Below are 21,091 nucleotides of genomic sequence, written 5' to 3'. Positions count from 1 at the left end.
TATCTCGATCAGTTCGTCAACATCCCCGGTAGGGCGGATGACGGGCGGAAGGGGCAGCGGATCAATATAGCGAGTCAATTTGACGGCGCTTCGAACCGGAGGGGGTGAGGCCATGGCCTGACCGAGAGCCGGAACACCCTTCTTGAGGGTGAGCCCTGCTGCAGTGTAGAAGCTGCTACGAAGAAGTCGTCGCCTGCTCAACATGGCTTGGAGCCCAAGCCGATGTCAGTGATGGATGGTGGAATTTGCATTAGGCGTGTTCTTCGAATTGCCCCTGAAGCATAAGACTTCCAAAGAAATATATCCATCATCTATTACGAATACGTGAATGGCTTCGTGCATCGGCGATTTAGCATTCGTCCAGAATGGGAGGAAGTAAAGTGAGCGTATTTGTGATGATTTGCTTGAAGTGCGATGAGTGATACTTGGTGTAGACATCCTCAGGAGGCATATATCGTTGAAATACAAATCCACATTGCTGCTCTGTGCATTGGCGGCGAGCGGTATGTCTCAGGCGCTTGATGCTCAGGCACCAGACCGATCAGTTCTGCCGATTCAGCCAGCGCCCTTCAGAGGGAAAATCGGGAGTAGCCTCGCAAATTCTACCGGTGTAGCTCTGTCGACCATCCGACCACCAGAGGGTGCGCCCAATGTTCTGCTAGTGCTAATGGATGACGCGGGTTATGGGCAATGCGGTACTTTCGGCGGGCTCATTCCGACGCCGACCCTGGACTCGCTTGCCTCGTCGGGCCTCCGCTATGATCGTTTTCACGTCACTGCACTTTGCTCGCCCAGCAGGGCCGCCTTACTGACCGGCCGGAATCACCACGCTGTGGGAATGGGCACAATTACAAACCTTGCAACCGACTTCCCCGGATACACGGGAGCTATACCGAAGAGTGCCGCTCTTCTGCCTCAAGTGCTACAGATGAACGGCTATGCTACTGCGGCTTTCGGGAAGTGGCATCTGATCCCTGAGAATGAGGACACGCCTTCGGGGCCGTTCGATCATTGGCCCACACGGCAAGGGTTTGACGAGTTTTACGGTTTCCTGAACGGCGAAACAGATCAGTGGTTTCCAGAGCTTACGTCCGGCACTCAGCCCGTGGAGATGATTCCACCGCCGGGCAGAAAAGCTGATTTCACGCTGAACGAAGACCTTGCTAATCATGCGATCCGCTGGATCAAGTCTGAGAAGTCGTTAGCGCCGGACAAGCCGTTCTTCGTATACTTCGCGCCCGGGGCAACGCATGCGCCGCTACAGGCTCCGAAGATGTGGATCGACATGTTCCGAGGCAAGTTCGATATGGGGTGGGATCGATATCGTGAGCTTGTCTTTGAACGTCAGAAGGCATTGGGGGTAATTCCTGCTGACGCGAAGCTGACACCGCGCCCGAAGGAAATTCCCGCATGGGACTCGCTTACCCCCGATCAGAAAAAGGTTGCCGCCCGCTTGATGGAGGTGTTTGCCGGCTTCATGGCGCAGACCGATCATGAGGTCGGGCGCGTGATTCAGGCCATTCGTGACACAGGCCAATTCGACAATACGCTGATCTTCTTTATCGCCGGTGACAATGGCGCCAGTTTGGAAGGTGGCCTGAATGGAACGGCCAATGGGATGGCTGCGATCAATGGCGTCCCCGAATCCACCGATGACGTATTGAAACTGTTGGACCAACTTGGCGGTCCAACAACGACGCCACATTATCCTGTCGGCTGGGCGTGGGCTGGGAATACCCCGTTTCAGTGGGGAAAACGAATAGGCTCACATCTTGGCGGTACTCGCGACCCTCTGGTCGTGTCCTGGCCGAAGGGAATTCACGATCACGGCGGAATACGCGACCAGTTTGAAGACCTTACCGATGTAACTCCAACGATTCTGGATGCAGCACATGTTCCAATCCCCGTTGAGGTGAATGGCGTCAGGCAACAACGGATGGATGGTATCAGCATGTTACCTACGTTTGCCTCTGCGTCAGCACCCGGTCTGCGCACAACACAATACTTCGAAATGCTGGGAAATCGAGCGATCTATAACGACGGGTGGATGGCGGCGTCCACGAGCGGCTTGCTCCCGTGGGTGTACACGAATCAGCCTCCTCCAGACCCGAATTCCCGGCCATGGGAGCTCTATCACCTGAGTCAGGACTACTCCGAAGCAAACAATGTCGCCTTGCAATATCCCGAAAAGGTTGCTGAACTTGCGACGATCTTTGACGCCGAGGCAAAGAGGAACAATGTCTATCCTCTGGATCCGAGGTTCGGAGGCAGGCAGCCTCGGCCGGAAGGCAGACATTTCACGTATTTTACGGACACAGGACACCTGTATCTTTCACTTACGCCCGCTTATGAGAATCATTCTCATAGAATTACGGCCTATCTGGATATTCCCCGCGACGGTGCGAACGGTGTCCTTATGGCAGACGGTTCAAAGAACGGGGGCTTCAGTCTCTTCCTAAAGGATGGGAGACCGACGTACACGTACAACTACTTTAAACGCCGCGTGACCACGTTGTCCTCACCTCAACCTCTTCAGCCGGGTCGAGCTAAAGTGACATTGGAGTTCGCCTATGACGGGCTTGGCTCGGGCAAAGGCGCGAACATTACGTTGTTAGTGAACGATAAGCCCGTGGCAGCAGGCAGGCTGCCTGAAACGGTTAAAATGGCGTTCTCGTTCGAAGATACGTTCGATATCGGCGAGGATACCGCATCGCCCGTTGGAGACTACGAGAGTCCCTTCCCGTTCACCGGCACCATCGAGCATATCGATCTGGATATTGAACCCTAGAGGGCTTAGCTGATCATTTCTATGCCAGGGGAGATTTCAAAGATGTCTTCAATAATCGGCTCATCCCATGGAACAGCCTCGTAGTATCCGGCCTGCGGAGAATTCCCTGGGAGGCAGTATTGGCTCTTCCAGTGCGGTCTTTGCTTTGCGCAAGGGACAGCAGCCGACGCCGGAGAACATAAAAAACTCCATAGAACAGCAGAGAGCATCAGGCGGTATTACCCTGGGAAGCACTTCGGTATCCAGCGGCACCATCGCAGATTTCTGCAAAGAGCTGGAAAAAGGGCTGGATCGCAAGGTCGTCGATGAGACCTACCTCACGGTCGTTATGACTTCAATGTGGTCAGGGAAGATCGCGCACGCGATGAGTTCTTCGACATGCTGAGAGAGCATTTGGGACTCGCGTTAATACCAGAGCAACGGGATATACCGATGCTGGTTGTCCGTTCCATGTAATGCCAAGTGGGTTCCGGCTTATCCGACGGCTGCAGCGAACCGTTGTATTCAGCAAAATGGCCCATTTTGTGCCGAATCGTTGCCATACCCCTTTCCGAGCGACTACCAATCCGAGAGGCTCCTCAACATCATGCTCGAACACGGCCACATTGACGCCGCCTTCGACTATGTTCTCAACTGCGACGTTCCCTTTGGCTACGTCGCCAATCTGATGCACAGCAGATGCCCGTCTTCGATCCTGCACTTCTTCTGCTCGGCAAGCTTCCGGAACACCTCGCCCAAATGCTTCCGAAGACTGCCGTACAACACCTTCCGGCGGGACTTCGGTATAAATACAACGTGGTACTTGCACTCCCACTTCGAGTGGCTCAAGCTCTCGAAGTCGTCCATCCAGTTTCTCCTTGAAGTGTGCTTGGCGGCTCACGACTCGGAGTCTCTGGGTGACTCACGAAAATGTCAAACTTCTACTGCCTCCCCGGCTGAGCCGGGGAACTCCCGTTCGGATTAGGATTGAATGCAACTCCGCCGGATCACGACACATGGCAACTGGATTCCGGAGGTCGACAGCCTGCGTTTCATCGCTATCGTCTCCACGCTGTTTACCCATATCCTCGGCGAGACGGTCATCCAGGGCAGATGGGTGCTCTCCCCTGATTCTCACAAACTCTTCAATGAAGTTATGTATCGTGGGGGCCGCGGAGTGCCTCTGTTCTTTGCCATCAGCGGATTCATTCTGGCTCAACCCTTCCTTCGCCATCATCTGCTCCACGGCGAGGCAGTCTCCGTCAGGCGTTTCTATCGCCGTCGGCTGACGCGACTCGAGCCGCCATACATTCTCTCCCTCCTCATCTACACCACTGCATTGCACGTGCATCATCCTCTGCACATGTTGATCGAGCCTCTGTTGGCCCACATCTTTTACGTGCACAACTTCACCCACCTGATGCAGCTTAACTTTGTCACTTGGAGCCTTGAAGTGGAGGTCCAGTTCTATCTTCTTGCTCCCCTCTTTGGATATCTCTACGCGATCTCATCCACGGCAAAGCGCCGGGGCATTCTCCTCGCGATCTTGTTGGCCAGCGCCACTCTCCAACGTCTCTTGCCTGGCATCGCTGCCACCAGCCTGCCTGGTCAATTGCAGTTCTTTCTCGTGGGATTTCTGGTGGCCGATCTCCGCGCCACTCGCACCTCATCGACCATCAAGCCGTGGTGGGATATCGTCGGTTTTGTCGCCTGGATTGCAATCTTTGCGATTCCGAACCGGTACATCTCGTTTTCCCTCCCCCTTCTCATGCTCCCAGCCTATCTTTCTGCGTTCAATGGCCCCATCACCCGGCGTTTCTTCCAGACCCGATGGGTCGCTCTCACTGGCGGTATGTGCTACTCCTTCTACCTCATGCACATACTCGTCATCACGATGGCCTTCAAGGTCACCCGCCGTCTGATTGTTCCGTCCAGCATCCCGATAAGCTTTCTCCTCCAGGTTGTCCCCCTTGGGATCTGCATCTTTTTCTTCTGTACGGCCTACTTTGTTTTCATCGAACGGCCATGCATGGACCCCAACTGGCCCCGGAAGCTGGCCGCTCGCTTCGTCAAGGCCCGTCAGGTCGTATTCACGTCTTAACATGCAGTCGAAAACACTTCGTCTGCCTCTATCCGTTTTCTTGCTGGATATTCGCACTCGCCATTGCATCGGTAGTATCTGAAATGTGCGTTGTAGCTCCATGCAGACCGAGGCGTTTCCTGGAGGCGCCCGAGGAGTTGAGCGACCTCCTGCTCCGCTTCCTGGCAGACTCGCGCTAAAGCCCGAATTGAGCTCCCAACGCACAAAAGCGGCTCTTGAGGCTGCGAAGGCTCGCGGCACGGTGCTAGGCGGACGCCGCGTATCTGCGAAAGCCTGTGTCGGTATCGCGGCTGAGGGGCGCAAAGCCGGGACAGCGATACGGTCGCAAAAAGCCGATGAGTGGGCGCACGACGTTCTGCCTGTGATCGAAGATATTCAACTGGCTGACCCTGTCAGCCTCAAGGCAATCGCCGAGGGTCTAAATGAGCGTGGCATTGTGACGCGGCGGGGTGGCGAGTGGACGCCCATGCAAGTGTCCCGCGCGATGAGCCGGACGGCCTGATGCTTGCGGCGATTGACCCCCGGCTTGGAATTCAGGCCATTGGGGAAACCGCATAACTCATTGATTCTATAAATGGTCGGGGCGAGAGGATTCGAACCTCCGACCCCCTGGTCCCGAACCAGGTGCGCTACCAGACTGCGCTACGCCCCGAACCTCTGGTGGTGTTGTCTTGCCGGCTTGTGATGGGGAGCAAGACGCTCAGTTCCTAAAACCTCTGGAACCTGCCACTTGCCGACCGACTGATCTAGTCTAGCAGAAAATAAGGGTCTTGCCTCGATGTTGCGACCTGAGAAGCTGTCCAAAACTGTTCCAGGGCATCTTCTGAACGTTGAGCCGGAGATTGCTGAAGCTATACGGCCCGCGTAGAATAGAAGGAGTGAATGTTACCTGTATGTGCGGTTGTCGCTGTCCACAGCTCTTTGGCTGTTGTTGACACCTTTCCGCAACCTGGCTGTCCTTCTCTTTTACAGCCTGTAGTTGGTACCTTTACCCCCATCAAATTCCAGATTTATCCATTGCCGGCAGGTCAGCCGGAGGCGCGGGTGCAAATGCGCCGAACCAGGAGGATTCCTTGCCAATCAAAACTGCTCCAGAAGAAAACGTCTCGGAGGTGCTGCGCGAGCGGCTGAACCATCTGCAGGCGCTTGAAGCCGAGAGCCTCTATATTCTGCGCGAGGCTGTGGCCGAGTTCGCGAAGCCGGTGATGCTGTACTCCATCGGCAAGGACTCGAGCGTGATGTTGCGGCTGGCGCAGAAGGCGTTTTATCCGGGCAAGATTCCGTTTCCGCTGCTGCACATCGATACCAGCTACAAGTTTCCGGAGATGATCTCATTTCGCGACACCTATACGAAGGAGATCGGCGCCGATCTCATTGTGCATCGTAACGAGGCGGCGATCGCCGATGGAGCCAGCCCCTGGAAGCTCGGCACGCAGAACTGCTGCGGTGCTTTGAAGACGCGGTCTCTGCTGGATGCCCTGGAAGAGGGAGGCTTTGACGCTGCCTTTGGCGGCGCGCGGCGCGATGAAGAGAAGAGCCGTGCGAAGGAGCGTGTTTACAGCTTCCGTGACGGGGCAGGACAGTGGGACCCCAAGAACCAGCGGCCCGAGCTGTGGAGCCTCTACAACTCGCGCCTGCGCAAGGGCGAGAGCATCCGCGTATTTCCGCTATCAAACTGGACGGAGCTCGATATCTGGCTCTACCTCTACTCGGAGCAGATCCCTATCGTCCCACTGTACTTTGCGGAAGAGCGTCTGGCGGTTGTGCGTGGCGGTTCGATCACGCTGATACATGATGGCGTACGGCTGTTGCCCGGCGAGAAGCCTGAGCTGATGAAGGTGCGGATGCGTTCGCTGGGCTGCCTGCCCTGCACAGGTGCGATTCGCAGCGATGCGGATACGCTGCCGAAGATTATCGAGGAGCTGATTACGTTCCGCCGCAGCGAGCGCGAGAACCGCGCGATCGATCACGATGAAGAGGGCTCCATGGAGCTGAAGAAGCGGGAGGGCTACTTCTAAATGAGCACACAGGGATTGGGTTTGAACGATAGTGTGCGCGAGACGGCCTTCCGCGCTTTTCTCGATGCGCATCTCGACCAGGAGATGCTGCGCTTTACTACCGCCGGTAGTGTCGACGACGGCAAGAGCACGCTCATTGGCCGTCTGCTGCACGACACCAAGAGTGTGTATGAAGACCAACTCGCTTCGATCCGTGCCAGCCGAGTGAACCGCGCGGGTGCGGGTGTCGTCGATCTCTCGCTGCTGACTGATGGTCTGAAGGCGGAGCGCGAGCAGGGCATCACGATCGATGTGGCCTATCGCTACTTTTCGACCTCGAAGCGGAAGTTCATCATCGCCGATACTCCCGGGCACGAGCAGTACACGCGCAATATGGCGACTGGAGCTTCCACCGCCGACGTAGCAATTGTTCTCATCGATGCGAACGCTTTTGCGAAGGCCGATGGCTTACTGCCGCAGTCGCGCCGCCACACGTATATCGCCAGCCTGCTGCGGATTCCGCATGTGGTGGCGGCGGTGAACAAGATGGATCTCGTCGGTTACTCCGAAGAGCTGTTCCAGCGCATTCGCGAGGAGTACGGCAAACTTACGACGCAGCTCGGTCTGCCGAGTGTGGAGATCATCCCCGTGAGCGCGTTGGCTGGCGACAATGTAGTGGAGCCCTCGACGGCCATGCCGTGGTACACCGGTCCCACGCTGCTGGAGTACCTGGAGACCGTGCCTCTGGAACTGGTTGAGGCCAAGCATGGACCACTGCGTTTTCCCGTGCAGTTGGTTGTACGGCCCGATGCGACTTTTCGAGGGTTTGCCGGCCGCGTTGAACGCGGTGAGGTGAAGCCCGGTCTGCGGGTGAAGGCGTTGCCGAGCGGGCGCACCACGCGCGTGAAGAGCATCGTGACCTACGATGGCGAGTTGAAGTCCGCGAGCTTTCCGCAGAGCGTAACCCTTGAGCTTGAGGACGAGATCGATCTCAGCCGCGGCGAGATGCTGGTGGCAGAAGATCAGGCATCGCCGCTCATCAGCACGCAGTTCCGCGCGATGGTGGTGTGGATGGGCGAAGACCCGCTCGTCGTAGGCAAGACCTACCTGGCCAAACACACGACCCGCACCGTGCGTGCCACTGTGCGGACGATCCGCTATCGCGTGGACGTGAACACGACCGAGCATCGCGATGCTGCGAAGCTCGCGATGAACGACATCGCCGAGGTGGAGTTCGAGACCAGCCTGCCGCTGTTCTTTGATACCTATGCCGAGAGCCGCGGCGCGGGATCGTTGATCCTGATCGACGCGGTAACCAACGCAACGGTGGGTGCGGCGATGATTAACGCGTCGATAGATGACTCCGAGAGTGCCATCGAGCACAAACCGGCCTTCCTCTTCTTCCAGGGCGATGAAGCTGCGGCCATTTCGTTCCGTGAAGAACTGCATCATCTCGGTCAGCGGGCGGTGATCGTCGACGATTCACTGATTCCGGAGAGTGCTCTGGTAGCGGTGACTCGTGCTCTGCAGCTTGCGGGTGTAACAGCCATCTCCGCGCGCGCAGCTCTGAGCTCTGAAACTGTTGCCGCGCTTCAATCATCTACTGAAGACCACTTCGTGCAGGGCCTTGAGGCTGCGCGGACCTGGCTGGAGGCGAAGCGATGAGCACGGTGTCAGTCGATGTCGAATCGTTGCAGGCGGAAGAGCTGGTCGCAGAGATCGTGCGCGAGTCGCACGGTGAATCTGTGTGCCTGACGAGCAGCTTCCAGACCGAAGACATGGTCGTGCTGCATCTGCTGCGCAAACAGCTGCCGCATGTGCCGGTGATCTTTCTCGAGACGGGATATCACTTTCCCGCACTGATCGAGTATCGCGATCGTCTGGCGCAGGAGTGGGATTTGAACCTCATTAACGCGATGCCGCGCACGACGCTCGCCGAGCATGAGAAAGAGTTTGGCCTCCTGCATATTGTGGAGCCCACCAAGTGCTGCCAGATTCGCAAGGTCGAGCCGCTCATGCGCTCGCTGGAGCCGTACTCCTGGTGGTTTACAGGGCTGCGGCGTGAGCAGTCTCCGACACGCGCGGGGCTCAAGAAGATTGAAGACCATAAGCTGCCGACCGGCAAGCAGATGAAGAAGATCAGCATCCTGGCGGACTGGGACTGGGCACGGGTTGAGGCCTACGCGCAGGAGCACGGGATTCCACGGCTCTCGCTCTACGACCAGGGCTATACGAGTATCGGCTGCGAGCCCTGCACGGCCATTCCAGCAGCGGGTGCGGATGCGCGCAGCGGACGCTGGGGCGGCAAAAAGCTGGAATGCGGCATCCATACCTTTAGCGAGAAAGAATAAGCGCAAAGGAGTATTCTGCGCATGATGCGCGAACGTCGCCAGATTGTTGAGCTTTGGGAGCGGGGCGATGCCGAAGCCCTGGTAACGCTCGTGCGCGTGGAAGGCTCGAGCTATCGTCGTACAGGCGCACGGCTATTGGTGGCTGCGAACGGCGATTATGCAGGTTCTATCTCTGGTGGCTGTTTGGAGGCCGAGGTCGTTCGCAAGGCGAAATGGCTCGTCCGCGAGGGCGCTACGATTCAGCGCTACTCGACCTTGTTCGATGACACGGCTGAGATTCCTTACGGTCTCGGGTGCGGTGGCACGGTGAACCTCTTGCTCGAACCAGCGGGGACACCCGAGTTCGAGAGGCTGATGGAGGCCATGCGTTCGTCCCTGCGGGGCGAGACGCTGTTTGTCGAAACGGGGCTTCCGATCGTTGGAACGGCACTGTACCGTATCGTCCAGAGCGTGAAGACTGCTTTTCCTTCACGTGTCAGTTCTGACTGTCATTCCGATTCCGGCAACACCTTCTGCGAAACGCTTGAGCCGCCACAGCGGCTCTTTGTCTTTGGGGCGGGCGACGATGCTCGGCCGGTTGTGCGCATGGCATCGCTGCTGGGGTGGAGCGTTATTGTGGTGGATGCGCGTCCCCAATGGGCGCGGGCCGAGCGCTTTCCCGAAGCGGAGCGTGTGCTCGTATTGCCAGTTGCTGACGATTTGCATATCGATTCAAGAGATGCCGTTGCCGTGATGACGCATAGTTATGAGCAGGACCGAGCGTGGCTTGCGGCTGTCTTGCCCCACAGCCCACGCTATCTCGGATTGCTGGGAGCGCGGCATCGCAGCGCCCTGCTGGTGAGCGAAGCGGCTGTCCTGTTGGGGTGGACGCTGGAACGTGTCTGCGCGGGAATCTTCGCTCCTGTTGGGCTGGATCTTGGCGGCGATGGCGCGGAGGCGATTGCTCTTTCAATCGTTGCGGAGATTCAAGCCTGTCGCGAAGGGAAGCTTGGTGCCTCGCGGCGCATGGCCCCCGAAACGGTTATGGCGCTGATCGCCAAAGAAGGAGCGTCGCGCTACGTACAGACGCAGTGTGCTCTATGAGTATTGCGGGTATTGTTCTGGCAGCAGGTTCTTCGACCCGGCTGGGCAGGCCAAAGCAGACAGTTGTGCTCGATGGTGAAACGCTGGTGGAGCGTGCCGTGCGTGTGGCGCAGGAGGCCGGACTTTCGCCGGTGATCGCTGTTATTAATCCTGAGGGCGACTTCGGTCACTCGCTGCAACAGTTGGGCTGCCTTGTCGTGATCAACGAAAGTGCCGCAGAGGGTATGGCGTCCTCGATTCGCCGCGGTGTAGTTGTGGCGAAGATGCTGAAGGTCAGTGGCGCCGTATTGATGACCTGCGATCAGGTCGCAATAAGTCCTGAGCATCTGCGGGCTCTATGCGAGGAGCCTGCAAACATCGCTGGTTCAGGATACGCAGGCAGAGTTGGCATTCCAGCGTACTTTCCTGCGTCGAGCTTCGAAGGCTTGCAGCAGTTGAGTGGCGATGTGGGTGCGCGTGAGCTGCTGCGGACTGCGCGAGTGGTGGCGAATGAAAAGCTTGAGCTCGATATCGATACGGAAGAGGATCTAGCACGCGTACGAGATACGCTCTCGTAGCGTGGGTCCGGACTGGGGCAGATGTCTTGTTCAGCTTCGAGCTATGAGGTGACGAGCTACGAGGTGGTTTTGGCTGCGAAGCACAAGATCGAACGGGTTTAGCGTCCCTGAGCGACCAGCTTCGACTGAACGATGTCGGCGAGGTGGCCCACCGTGTGCATCGATTCCAGCTCGGCGGTCTGGAACTTGATGCCGAAGCGCGACTCGATGGCTACGATCAGGTTGATGTGGTTGAACGAGTCCCACTCGGGAACGTCCGCAGCCGTGAGGCCGGGGCTGAGTTCGATGGAATCGTCATCAAAGAGATCGTGAAAGATTGTGGTGAGCCGCTCGTAAATATCGTGCTGTTGCATCAGCACATTATATCGGCGGCTCCTGTTAGAAGTGGCGCAGCTTGGGGCCTGGGGTCTCGCGTATTTCGGTCGCGGCCGAGGCCTCTGGACGGCTGGGAAGTGGTTTTTCGATGCTCTTCTCGATGGAGCGGCTGACCAGGTCGCGCGAGCCGAGTCCGATTGCCAGCGAAAGCGTCAGGACGATGCCGCCGAAGAGAATCCCGAAGGCCAGTTCAACGACCGTGCCGCCGATGTGCAGGTGGTCGAGCGCCATGGCTGCGGTAAGCACCAGAACGAGCCACTTCACACCAAACGAAAGAAAACGCGCATATTGCAGTTGTGCGTTGACGGCTCCAATGAGCACGGAACGCGCGAGAAACCGCGCCAGCAGATTGCCGGTGAAGAGGATCAGGATGGCGCCGAGGAGGTGTGTCAGGTAGGGAAGAACGAAGAGCGAGACCTGATCGTCGGCGGAGTAGGACGCGTCGAAGGCAGAGATACCGACGGCGACACCCGCAAGGATGCAGAGCCAGAAGACCACACGCGCAACCAGCAGTGTGGGCGAGTTAGAAGGTGCCCAATCAGAGAAGTTGACCGGCGAACTGATCTTCTCGCTGGCGGCGATGCGTTCGTCGAAGCGAGTTGCGGTAAGCAGTCGTCGTACGAGTGAGGCAAGCAGGAAGCCTATGGCTGTCAGCACGAAGACAGCGAGCAGAAAGGCCAGCAAGCCGGGAAGAAAGCGGACGAGCACGACCACTACGCGATGGGTGGACTGAAGAAGGGCGAATTTGATTTGCTGACCCATGATGATTGGCTCCTGAGTTCGTTGGTGCCGGGATGCTGTGATTCCGAGGGTATCGGCCGATTGCTAAGGATTGAAACGGTCCGGCCAGCGCCAGCGGGCAACGACGTAAGGTTTTTCGGCGGCGAATGCAGCGGCCGTCTCTTCGACATGAAGGGCGGAGCGCGTTGCATCGCCGGCTGCGCGGCGAAGATGCGAGGTGACCCATGCCAGGTAGAGCGGTGTCAGTGCGCCGAGCAGATGGCCGCGATTGATCGTCCGCAGGTGATAGGCGAGGACAAAGTCATAGACGACTCGCGCCCACAGGTCTGGCGGCATCAGGAAGCTCTCCGCCGGTGCGAGCGACAGCTTCTTCAGCGCCAGCAAGGACTGCGGCGGAAGCACCAGCGACCAGATCTCCTGCAGGTTCAGATAGGCGCTGCGGAAGCTCTCCGCCATGGCGCGAACTTCCGCAAGCTCTTCGGTTTCTGCCCCCAGGGGGATGGGCTCGGCGGTCGGAAGGGCAGAGATGGAAGCCCGGCTGCGCTGCCAGAAGGGAGCCTTGGCTTCGATGTCGGTAAAGAGCGAACCTGCGACCTCGGCAAGCAGCGAGTTCAGATCGGCATCGCCGGGGTGCGGCATCGTCCTTTCACCCGCTTCGACCTCACGAACAACGAATGCCGCGACGGAAGCTTCCGCCACTGGCCAGAGAAGCGGCGTGCTCTGAGCGGCGCTTCCCAATCTGCGGGCGGCTGCGGCGAGACGTTCCGCCATACGCGAAGAGAAGGCTACGTCGAGGGGCAGGGGCAGATGCGTGCCCGCTCCGAAGAGCGCGTGTGTCAGGGGATAGAGCAGCGCGGAACTCACGAGGGCATCGTGCGGACCTGTCTGGTAGCGCGGCAACGCCAGGTCGACCCGCTGGCTCAGGACGGAGGCGACCAGGGCATGCAGGCCGCCGGTCGAGAGCGAAACGGTCTCCGCACCCAGCACCAAGATCGTCGATGCCCCGTGTTTTTGTGCGAGATCGGCCGCGCCGAGATAATCGCTCGCTGTAAGGGCCCAACCTGCATGGGGAAGCGATGCGGGATATTCGACCAGTTGAATGGTCTCGCTGGCCGGTGTGTTCTCCGGCAGAACATCGGGCGAAGCGAGCAGAACGGATTGCCCGGGAAGAGCGGCGGCGATGCGTTCGTGCATCGTCTGCAACGCCTCAGCGCTTAGTGACGGAAGGCAGATGAGCACCGAGGCAGCGCTGCGTGCCGCTGTTCCCAGCGGGTTTTCATTCGAGATGTCGGCGATGGGCAATGAGGACATGAGGGTTCACTAGACAGTGCAACAGTAGACGGTTAAGCAGTATCACGGGCGAGTGCCAACAGGCCACTCAAGGGAATATGCAGCCATTCGGGACGATTGTTCAATTCATACAGCAACTCGTAGAGCGATTTTTCCAGCAGCAGGACACGCAGCATCGTATCTGCCTGAGACGATCTGGGAAGCAGTGACTCCCCCTGCCTACCGGCGGAGTGGATTGCATCGCGATAGGCCTGAAGAAACTTTGTGGATACGGCATTTTCCCAGAGTGACGCCCATCCCGTGAGAGTTACCGACTGTTCCGGGCGGCGCTGGGTGTAGCGGTCAAGCGTGGAGCGCGAAGCATAGCTGAAGCTTCGTAACATTCCGGCAACATCCTTCAACGGAGATTGTTTCAGACGCCGCTCTTCCAGCGGCCGCGCAGGTTCTCCTTCAAAGTCTACGATGAGGAAGTCGGACTTTACATGCAGCAGTTGACCTAGATGATAGTCCCCGTGGATGCGGATGCGTTGACCGAAGGCCTCGGGGGCAGCCGCAGCCAGGGACTGGGTGCGCTTCAAGAGTTCGCTGCGGTGGCTCAGGAGCAAGGCTGCACGGTCGACCAGGTCGTCGGGAATCGCTGCAAGGTTGCGCTTGAGAGCTCCGAGCGTGTGCTCGACCTGTTCGCGGATGCGTGCGGAATCGAGAGCGAGATCCTTGGCTGCGGTAGCCTTTGCGGCAAAGGCGGCATCGTCTGTTGGCGTTGCCAGGGCAAGATGCATCTGCGCGGTGCGAGTGCCGATCAGTGCCGCGGCCTCGAGCGAGAAACCTGCGTGCTCCTGCGCATCCTGCGGGATCTCCGCTTCCGTAAGGAAACTTGCGGGCTTGCCGTACGACGCAGGTTGCGGGGTGTTCGCGACCGACTCATAGAAGCGAATCAACTCTTCTGAAAACCACGACCATCCATCGCCTTCATTGGCTGCGAAGGACTGCAGGAAGGCGAGGGTTGTTCCATCGGCCTCGTGATGCAGCTCGCCCAAATAGGCGGGGATGCGGTCGAAGTGCGCCACATCGGTGAGAAAGCGGCTGATCTCGACGTCTGGATTTTCGCCGGGCTGCAGGCGGCGGAAGAGCTTGAGGATGGCTGTCTGACCGAACAGGAGGCTGGTGTTGGACTGCTCCGCGGAGCCGACGCGCGACTCCGTTTGCGTGAGGCTCGCGGGATCGAAGGCGGGGGAATGCGAGGCCACAAGCGTTGCACCGGCTTTCGGAGAGGTGATGAACATCTCCAGCAGCGCCTGTCGAAAGCCCTCGCTTGCGGTGGCGTCGTAGAGCACCGAACCGCTCGAAGCATCTCCCAGCGTTGCCAGGATCGCCTTCGGTGAGTTCTTGCGCAGGGCCTCTGCTGCATCGCCTGCGGCGATGGCGAGTGGAAGCTGATAACGCTCGGAGCTACCGTTGTCATAGGTGACATCGATCAACGTAACGGCATACTCGCTGTTGGCGAGCGCCAGCGAAGAGCCAACAGTCGCGGAACGGATCTTGCGCGACTTGCTGCCGAACCAGCGTTGTTGCTCGAGATAGTTCGGCAGCAATTGCTGCAGGAGTTCGTGCCCGCCGCCCTGCAGAAGGATTCCGATGGACAAGGTGGGCGATGCCTGCGTCTTGTTTGGCACGATGCCCGCCAGAGCTTCGTTCTCAGCGGTTGCCTCAATGGTCGGGGCTTCCGGCTTAGGTGGTGCAGGCTGCAGTTCGAGCCAGAAGAAGCTGTACGGCGCAAGCGTCAGAGTATAGGGCTGATCGGTGATCTCGGGGAAGGCGACGTAGCCCAGCATCTCCATGGGCTGACGTCCGACAAACTGGGCCAGGTCGAGCGCGACAGGCTGGGCAAAGCGCGACAGGTTGGCGACGCAGAGCACCGTCTCCGACGCGCCGTCCTCATATTTGTGGTCGCGGATGTAGGCGAGAACCTTGCGGTTCGACGGGTGCAGAAATTCGAGCGAGCCACGGCCGAAGACCTGGAACAGCTTGCGCAGCGCAATCATGTTGCGCGTCCAGTGGAGCAGCGAGGAGGGATCGCTGAGTTGAGCCTCCACGTTGATCGCCTGGTAGCCCCAGATGGGGTCCATGATGACCGGGAAGTAGAGTCTCGCGGGCACGGCCTTGCTGAATCCGGCGTTGCGGTCGGAGTTCCACTGCATGGGGGTGCGCACGCCGTTGCGGTCGCCGAGATAGATGTTGTCGCCCATGCCCAGCTCGTCGCCGTAGTACATGATCGGCGTTCCGGGAAAGCTCAGCAGCAGGGAATTCATCAGCTCGATGCGGCGGCGGTTGTTGTCGAGCAGGGGAGCGAGGCGGCGGCGGATGCCGACATTGACGCGCATGCGCGGATCGGCCGAGTAGGCCATGTACATGTAGTCGCGTTCGTCGTCGGTCACCATCTCGAGCGTGAGCTCGTCGTGGTTGCGCAGAAACAGTCCCCACTGGCAGTTGGCGGGGATGTCCGGGGTCTGCGCCATGATGTCGGTGATAGGCAGGCGATCTTCCTGCCGCAGCGCCATGTACATGCGCGGCATCAGCGGGAAGTGGAAGGCCATGTGGCACTCGTCGCCGTCGCCGAAGTAGGGTCGCACGTCGGCGGGCCACTGGTTGGCTTCGGCCAGCACCAGACGGTTCTCATAGCCTTCATCGATCGCAGCGCGGATGGCCTTGATTGCGGCGTGAGTCTCGGGCAGGTTCTCGCAGTTGGTGCCGTCGCGTTCCACCAGGTAGGGAATCGCATCCATGCGCATGGCGTCGACACCCATGTCGAGCCAGAAGCGCATGGCCTTCAGCACCTCTTCCATCACGGCCGGGTTGTCGAAGTTCAGGTCGGGCTGGTGGGAGAAGAAGCGATGCCAATAGTACTGCTGGGCCTCTTCGTCCCAGGTCCAGTTCGACTTCTCGGTGTCGGTGAAGATGATGCGGGCGTCCTTGTAGATCTGGTCGCTGTCGCTCCACACGTAGTAGTCGCGTTCGGGACTGCCCTTGGGCGCGTGACGGGCACGCTGGAACCAGGGGTGCTGGTCGCTGGTGTGGTTGATGACCAGCTCGATCATTACCTGCATGTTGCGCGCGTGCGCAGCGTCGAGAAACTGCTGGAAGTCCGCGATGGTCCCGTAGGAAGGATTGACGTTGGTGTAGTCGGCGATGTCGTAGCCGTCGTCACGCAGCGGTGAGGGGAAGAACGGCAGAATCCATAGGCAGGTGACGCCGAGGTCCTGCAGGTAGTCGAGCTTGGAGATCAAGCCCTGAAAGTCGCCGATGCCGTCGTCGTTGGAGTCCGCGAAGGCGCGTACGTGCAACTCGTAGATGATCGCGTCTTTATACCAAAGTGGGTCGGTGGCGCTGCAGGATTTCTTCACTCGTGAAATGCCTCTCTCGTGCGGGGCTTCTGAGGTGGTTGGATGCAGATTTGATGGTTCGCGGTGGTTATTGTGGTTGCCTGTATTTCGTCGTCATCCTGAGCATAGGCGAAGGATGACGACGAAATACAGGCAACCACAAAGGCAGCTGCAAGGCTTAGGCCTTCTGCGGCCTCACAATTCGGAACACATGCGCCGGCATCACGCTGGGGTTGAGCGCGACGTAGTTCCATTGGTCGTGCCATTGATAACGCGCGCCGGTGAGCAGGTCTTCGACCTCAAAGCTGCCCTGCCAGGGCAGACCGAGCTTGTCGAGCGCGAGGTCGATGATCCCGGCCTGCTCATGGAGCGGGTCGAGATTGACCGCGATGAGGATCGTGTCCGAAAAATCCGGAGTCGACTTCGAGTAGCAGAGCAGATTTGGATTGGGGCACGAGTGGAAGTGCAGACTCTCGTTGCGCTGCAGCGCAAGGCTCTCGTGACGAATCTTGTTGAGCTGCGTGATGAGCGGAGCGATGGACAGCGGCGATGAGCGATCCCACTCGCGAATCTGGTACTTTTCGCTGTCGAGATACTCTTCCGATCCGGTCTTTCCGGCTGTCGGCTTGGCGGGACGGCCCTCGCACAGTTCATAGGCCGGGCCGTAGATGCCGTAGTTGGCAGACAGTGTGGCTGCCAGGATCACGCGCTGCATGAACATGGGCCGGCCGCCGGTCTGGAGCTGCTCATGCAGGATGTCAGGCGTATTCGGCCAGACGTTGGGGCGGAAGAAATCCGAGACGGGTGGCTTTATCAGCTCTTCGAAGTAGCTTTGCAGGCCGGGCTTATCGGTGCGCCAGGTGAAGTAGGTGTAGCTCTGGGTAAAGCCGCCCTTGGCCAGCGAGTACATGACGTGCGGACGCGTGAAGGCCTCGGCGAGGAAGAGAGCATCGGGGGCGACGGCCTGGACCTCGGCTATGCACCACTCCCAGAACCGCAGCGCCTTGGTGTGGGGGTTATCGACGCGGAAGACGCGTACACCGCGGTCGACCCAGAACTTGAAGACGCCGAAGAGAGCATCCCAGAGGCCGCGCCAGTCGCTCGACTCGAAGTTCAGCGGATAGATGTCCTGATATTTCTTCGGGGGATTCTCGGCGTATTGGATCGTGCCGTCGGGACGGTGAACGAACCAAGCAGGATGCTGTTTTACCCAGGGGTGATCGGGCGAGCACTGGAAGGCGATGTCCAGTGCCAGCTCCATGCCTTGCTCCTGCGCTGCTTTTACCAGGTCGTCGAAGTCGGCCAGTGTGCCCAGCTTCGGATGAATCTCGGTGTGACCACCCTCCACCGCACCGATAGCCCAGGGACTGCCCTCTTCACCGGGTTCAGCGGTTACGGAGTTGTTTTTCCCCTTGCGAAACGCGACACCGATGGGATGAATCGGCGGCATATAGACCACGTCGAAGCCCATCGCGGCGATCTCCGGAAGCCGGGCCTCGACGTCCTTCAGGGTGCCATGCCGGCCCGCAACCGAAGAGGCGGAGCGCGGAAACAACTCGTACCAGCTCGAAAAGCGCGCGCGTTCGCGATCCACCCAAAGCGGCAACTCCACCGGGTACTTCGTAGCAAACGAGAGGTCGGGATACTTCGCTACAAGCGCTTCCAGTTCAGCGGTGATGGGCGATTCGTAGAACGGCAGGTTCGCCTCGGCGAGGGCTCGCAGTTGTCCGGCGGCAAGCTTCAGTTCCTTCGCGTCGCCTCCCTTGGCCCGCGAAGAGGCCGCATCCAGATGGTTGGCTCCGATGCGAAGCGCCAGTGGAATGTCCTGCGGCGTCGTTTGCTGCGTTGGCTCTTTCGGGTCCGGTTGAGCTGCCAGCCGTTTGCCGAGATCGTGCACCCACGTATCGAAGTGGTCGACCCAGGCTTCGACAGTGAAGTTCCAGGGGCCGACCTTGTCGACGGGAAAGGTTGCCGTCCACAGATCATTCGAAAGCTCGCTGAAGGGAACGGAGTTCCATTTGCGCTGTGAGGAGTGCCGATAGAGCAGGCGGGCTGCAACATGATCGTGGCCATCGCCAAAGATCGCTGCCGTGACCTCGACGAGGTCTCCGACGACGCGTTTTGCGGGATAGCGGCCTGCATCGACCTGGGGTTGAATCTCTTCGATGACAATGCGGCGGCGGCCTTCACTCGGTTTCATGCTGTACGTCTCTCCTGCGTCAATCTTTATGTAAATTCAATCGTTTGCAGCCAACGCGAAACGCTTGTCCGGCTACGACGCATCCAACGGTGGAAGATGTCTTTCCAGCGTCTCCACCTTACACCGTTCTTTCTCTAGGGTAAGGGATGCGCTGGGGTAAGAGCTGGTTGTGCCGTGGATAGTGATAGGGCTGAGCCAGCACGGAGGAACTTGTGTCGAAGTGGTTCGGGAAAGAAGAAAAGCAAGCTCCGCTCCATGCGGCTCGCATTGAAGACTACGCTCTCATCGGAGATTGCGAGACGGCGGCACTGGTTAGCCGTGAGGGCTCGATCGACTGGCTGTGCTGGCCGTCCTTTTCGTCCGGCGCCTGTTTTGCGGCTCTATTGGGAACGGCAGATAACGGCTATTGGAGAGTGAGGCCCGAGGCTGAAATTCAGTCGACTACCCGGCGTTATCTTCCCGGCACGATGATCGTCGAGACTACGTTTGTTACCAAAGAGGGCGAGGTTACTCTTACCGACTTCATGCCGCCGCGCGGCAAGCACTCCGACGTGATCCGCATCGCGACCGGTGTTCGCGGCAAAGTGAAGATGCGCATGGAACTCGCGATACGCTTCGACTATGGTCTTACTGTTCCCTGGGTCACTAAAAAAGATCAGGACCTGCGCGCCGTCGCTGGGCCGCACATGGTGGTGCTGCGCAGCATATGCACGAGTGGCGTAGCTATCGAGTTAGAGGGCGAAGGCCTGAAGACCGTCAGCGAGTTCACGCTCCGGGAAGGGGATCGTGCTTGCTTCGTGCTGACGTACGCGAACTCGACGGAAGAGGCGCCAACGCCGGTAACTCCAGAAGACGCTCTTGCCGACACGCAGGACTATTGGTGTGAGTGGACGGCGCGCTCGAAGTACGAGGGCGAGTATGGCGATGCTGTGGCGCGAAGCCTGATGACGCTGAAGGCGATGACCTATCGTCCGACGGGCGGTATCGTTGCCGCAGTGACCTCGGGGTTGCCGGAGAAGATTGGCGGTGAGCGTAACTGGGACTACCGCTACTGCTGGCTGCGCGACACGTCCTTTACGCTGCTGGTGCTGATGAGCGCTGGTTATACGGAAGAGGCGGTGCAGTGGCGGCTATGGCTGCTGCGTGCCATCGCCGGAGCCCCCGGCCAGGTGCAGAGTCTTTATGGCATCGGTGGCGAACGGCTCCTGGTTGAATGGAATGCGACCTGGCTACGCGGCTATGAGGATTCCTCGCCGGTACGTTTTGGTAACGCTGCGGCCGGGCAGTTCCAACTGGATGTCTTTGGAGAGGTCGTGACGGCACTGTATCGTGTGCCCGACGCCGATGAAGATATCCGAGTTCCGGCCTCCGCGCTACAGGCTTCCCTCGTCGATCACTTATGCCATGTCTGGGAGGAGCCGGATGAGGGTATCTGGGAGACGCGTGGAGGACGCAAACACTTTGTACACAGCAAGGTCATGGCGTGGGTGGCGCTCGATCGCGCGCTCAAGAATCATGAGCGCTTCGATGGGCGGGGTGACGTCAAACGCTGGCGTAAGAACCGCGACATGCTGCACAAGGAGATCTGCGAGAAAGGCTTCGATAAGAAACAAAACGCCTTTACGCAGAGCTATGGCTCAAAGGAGCTGGATGCGTCGTGCCTGCGTTTAGGTCTTGTCGGATTTCTGCCGATGGACGATCCACGCATCATCGGTACTGTAGATGCGATCCAGAGAGACCTCATGAAAGACGGATTGGTGCGACGCTATATTCCGGCGGAGGCTCCCGATGGATTGAAAGGGGATGAAGGTACTTTCCTGGCGTGCAGCTTTTGGCTGGTAAGTTGCTTGCACCTTATGGGGCGCAGAGAGGAAGCCAGGGAGATATTTCACAGGCTGCTGGCACTGCGTAACGATGTAGGTTTATTGAGTGAGGAGTACGATCCGGTCAATAAACGCATGCTGGGCAACTTTCCACAGGCGCTCTCTCATATTGCGCTGGTTCATACAGCCTTTACACTTTCAGATCACTGGAAACCCACTCCTTATACCCCTTGAGGTTACCCAGAAGTAGTTGATTATCGCCCCAATGCAACCTCATACCTCGTGAAGTGACTCTATCGATACTATAGGTGGCTCACGAGTGTGGGGCATTCCTGCGGGCTCAAGCGGTTTCATCCTATGTGTAGAGCAAAAGTGTAGGAGACTCATGGGTTTCCTCATGGGAAATCACATGGCGCAAGGTTGCGG

General features: G+C 58.7%; 15 protein-coding genes, 1 tRNA gene and 1 pseudogene. 10 read left to right on the top strand and 7 right to left on the bottom strand.

Features of this window, described 5'->3' with window-relative positions; translation table 11 throughout:
* The first annotated feature begins 505 nt into the window (after positions 1 to 505).
* Positions 506 to 2,788 carry a sulfatase-like hydrolase/transferase gene (locus tag HDF15_RS15010; protein ID WP_260331110.1) on the top strand — a complete coding sequence of 761 codons (2,283 nt, stop codon included), beginning with the start codon at positions 506 to 508 and terminating at the stop codon, positions 2,786 to 2,788.
* Between the two features lie 67 nt (positions 2,789 to 2,855).
* A complete protein-coding gene (locus HDF15_RS15005) occupies positions 2,856 to 3,173 on the top strand; it encodes a hypothetical protein (RefSeq protein ID WP_184256912.1) in 318 nt (105 codons plus the stop codon).
* Positions 3,174 to 3,460: 287 nt separating this feature from the next.
* Here the strand turns inward: HDF15_RS15005 and HDF15_RS15000 are convergent.
* Positions 3,461 to 3,634 (bottom strand): annotated as a pseudogene (locus HDF15_RS15000) (transposase); the annotation flags it as partial.
* Positions 3,635 to 3,758: 124 nt separating this feature from the next.
* Between HDF15_RS15000 and HDF15_RS14995 the strand changes: the two are divergent.
* Both HDF15_RS14995 and HDF15_RS14990 read left to right on the top strand, forming a co-directional pair.
* Positions 3,759 to 4,868, top strand: coding sequence for an acyltransferase (locus tag HDF15_RS14995; protein WP_184256910.1), 1,110 nt, complete (start codon positions 3,759 to 3,761; stop codon positions 4,866 to 4,868).
* A gap of 187 nt (positions 4,869 to 5,055) precedes the next feature.
* Positions 5,056 to 5,370, top strand: a complete 315-nt coding sequence (locus tag HDF15_RS14990) for a recombinase family protein (RefSeq protein ID WP_184256908.1) — start codon at positions 5,056 to 5,058, stop codon at positions 5,368 to 5,370.
* Between the two features lie 73 nt (positions 5,371 to 5,443).
* On the opposite strand, the gene HDF15_RS14985 is transcribed toward HDF15_RS14990, so the two are convergent.
* Positions 5,444 to 5,520 (bottom strand) — tRNA-Pro (locus HDF15_RS14985).
* A gap of 421 nt (positions 5,521 to 5,941) precedes the next feature.
* Between HDF15_RS14985 and cysD the strand changes: the two genes are divergently transcribed.
* Genes cysD through HDF15_RS14960 form a run of 5 tightly spaced genes read left to right on the top strand, consistent with a single transcriptional unit; the run spans position 5,942 to position 10,856 of the window.
* A complete protein-coding gene (gene cysD / locus HDF15_RS14980) occupies positions 5,942 to 6,886 on the top strand; it encodes a sulfate adenylyltransferase subunit CysD (protein ID WP_184256906.1) in 945 nt (314 codons plus the stop codon).
* Positions 6,887 to 8,530: a sulfate adenylyltransferase subunit CysN gene (cysN, locus tag HDF15_RS14975; RefSeq protein WP_184256904.1), complete on the top strand. Its 1,644-nt coding sequence runs from the start codon at positions 6,887 to 6,889 to the stop codon at positions 8,528 to 8,530.
* Entirely contained in the window at positions 8,527 to 9,216 is a 690-nt protein-coding gene (locus HDF15_RS14970; RefSeq protein WP_184256902.1) for a phosphoadenylyl-sulfate reductase, read from the top strand. The genes cysN and HDF15_RS14970 overlap by 4 nt, the downstream gene beginning before the upstream one ends.
* A 21-nt stretch (positions 9,217 to 9,237) precedes the next feature.
* Complete coding sequence (locus tag HDF15_RS14965) at positions 9,238 to 10,299, top strand: XdhC family protein (RefSeq protein ID WP_184256900.1); 1,062 nt, start codon at positions 9,238 to 9,240, stop codon at positions 10,297 to 10,299.
* Positions 10,296 to 10,856, top strand: a complete 561-nt coding sequence (locus HDF15_RS14960; protein ID WP_184256898.1) for an NTP transferase domain-containing protein — start codon at positions 10,296 to 10,298, stop codon at positions 10,854 to 10,856. The genes HDF15_RS14965 and HDF15_RS14960 overlap by 4 nt, the downstream gene beginning before the upstream one ends.
* Before the next feature lie 98 nt (positions 10,857 to 10,954).
* On the opposite strand, the gene HDF15_RS14955 is transcribed toward HDF15_RS14960, so the two are convergent.
* From HDF15_RS14955 to HDF15_RS14935, 5 genes are all read right to left on the bottom strand, one after another.
* Positions 10,955 to 11,209 carry an acyl carrier protein gene (locus tag HDF15_RS14955; RefSeq protein ID WP_014264390.1) on the bottom strand — a complete coding sequence of 85 codons (255 nt, stop codon included), beginning with the start codon at positions 11,207 to 11,209 and terminating at the stop codon, positions 10,955 to 10,957.
* Positions 11,210 to 11,234: 25 nt separating this feature from the next.
* Positions 11,235 to 11,993, bottom strand: a complete 759-nt coding sequence (locus tag HDF15_RS14950; RefSeq protein WP_014264391.1) for a hypothetical protein — start codon at positions 11,991 to 11,993, stop codon at positions 11,235 to 11,237.
* 63 nt (positions 11,994 to 12,056) lie between these two features.
* Entirely contained in the window at positions 12,057 to 13,283 is a 1,227-nt protein-coding gene (locus tag HDF15_RS14945; RefSeq protein ID WP_184256896.1) for a hypothetical protein, read from the bottom strand.
* A gap of 32 nt (positions 13,284 to 13,315) precedes the next feature.
* Positions 13,316 to 16,663 (bottom strand): maltose alpha-D-glucosyltransferase, encoded by a 3,348-nt coding sequence (gene treS / locus HDF15_RS14940; protein ID WP_184256894.1) that lies wholly within the window; start codon positions 16,661 to 16,663, stop codon positions 13,316 to 13,318.
* Positions 16,664 to 16,820: 157 nt separating this feature from the next.
* Positions 16,821 to 18,842, bottom strand: coding sequence for an alpha-1,4-glucan--maltose-1-phosphate maltosyltransferase (locus HDF15_RS14935; RefSeq protein WP_184256892.1), 2,022 nt, complete (start codon positions 18,840 to 18,842; stop codon positions 16,821 to 16,823).
* A 212-nt stretch (positions 18,843 to 19,054) separates the two neighbouring features.
* Here HDF15_RS14935 and HDF15_RS14930 point away from each other — a divergent pair, with 212 nt between their 5' ends.
* Positions 19,055 to 20,899: a glycoside hydrolase family 15 protein gene (locus HDF15_RS14930; RefSeq protein WP_184256890.1), complete on the top strand. Its 1,845-nt coding sequence runs from the start codon at positions 19,055 to 19,057 to the stop codon at positions 20,897 to 20,899.
* Positions 20,900 to 21,091 lie beyond the last annotated feature (192 nt).

It is taken from the genome of Granulicella mallensis (assembly GCF_014203225.1).
GTDB classification, from domain to species: domain Bacteria; phylum Acidobacteriota; class Terriglobia; order Terriglobales; family Acidobacteriaceae; genus Granulicella; species Granulicella mallensis_A.
Note: the sequence above shows the minus strand (reverse complement) of the source record. Positions and strands in the feature narration are given on the sequence as shown.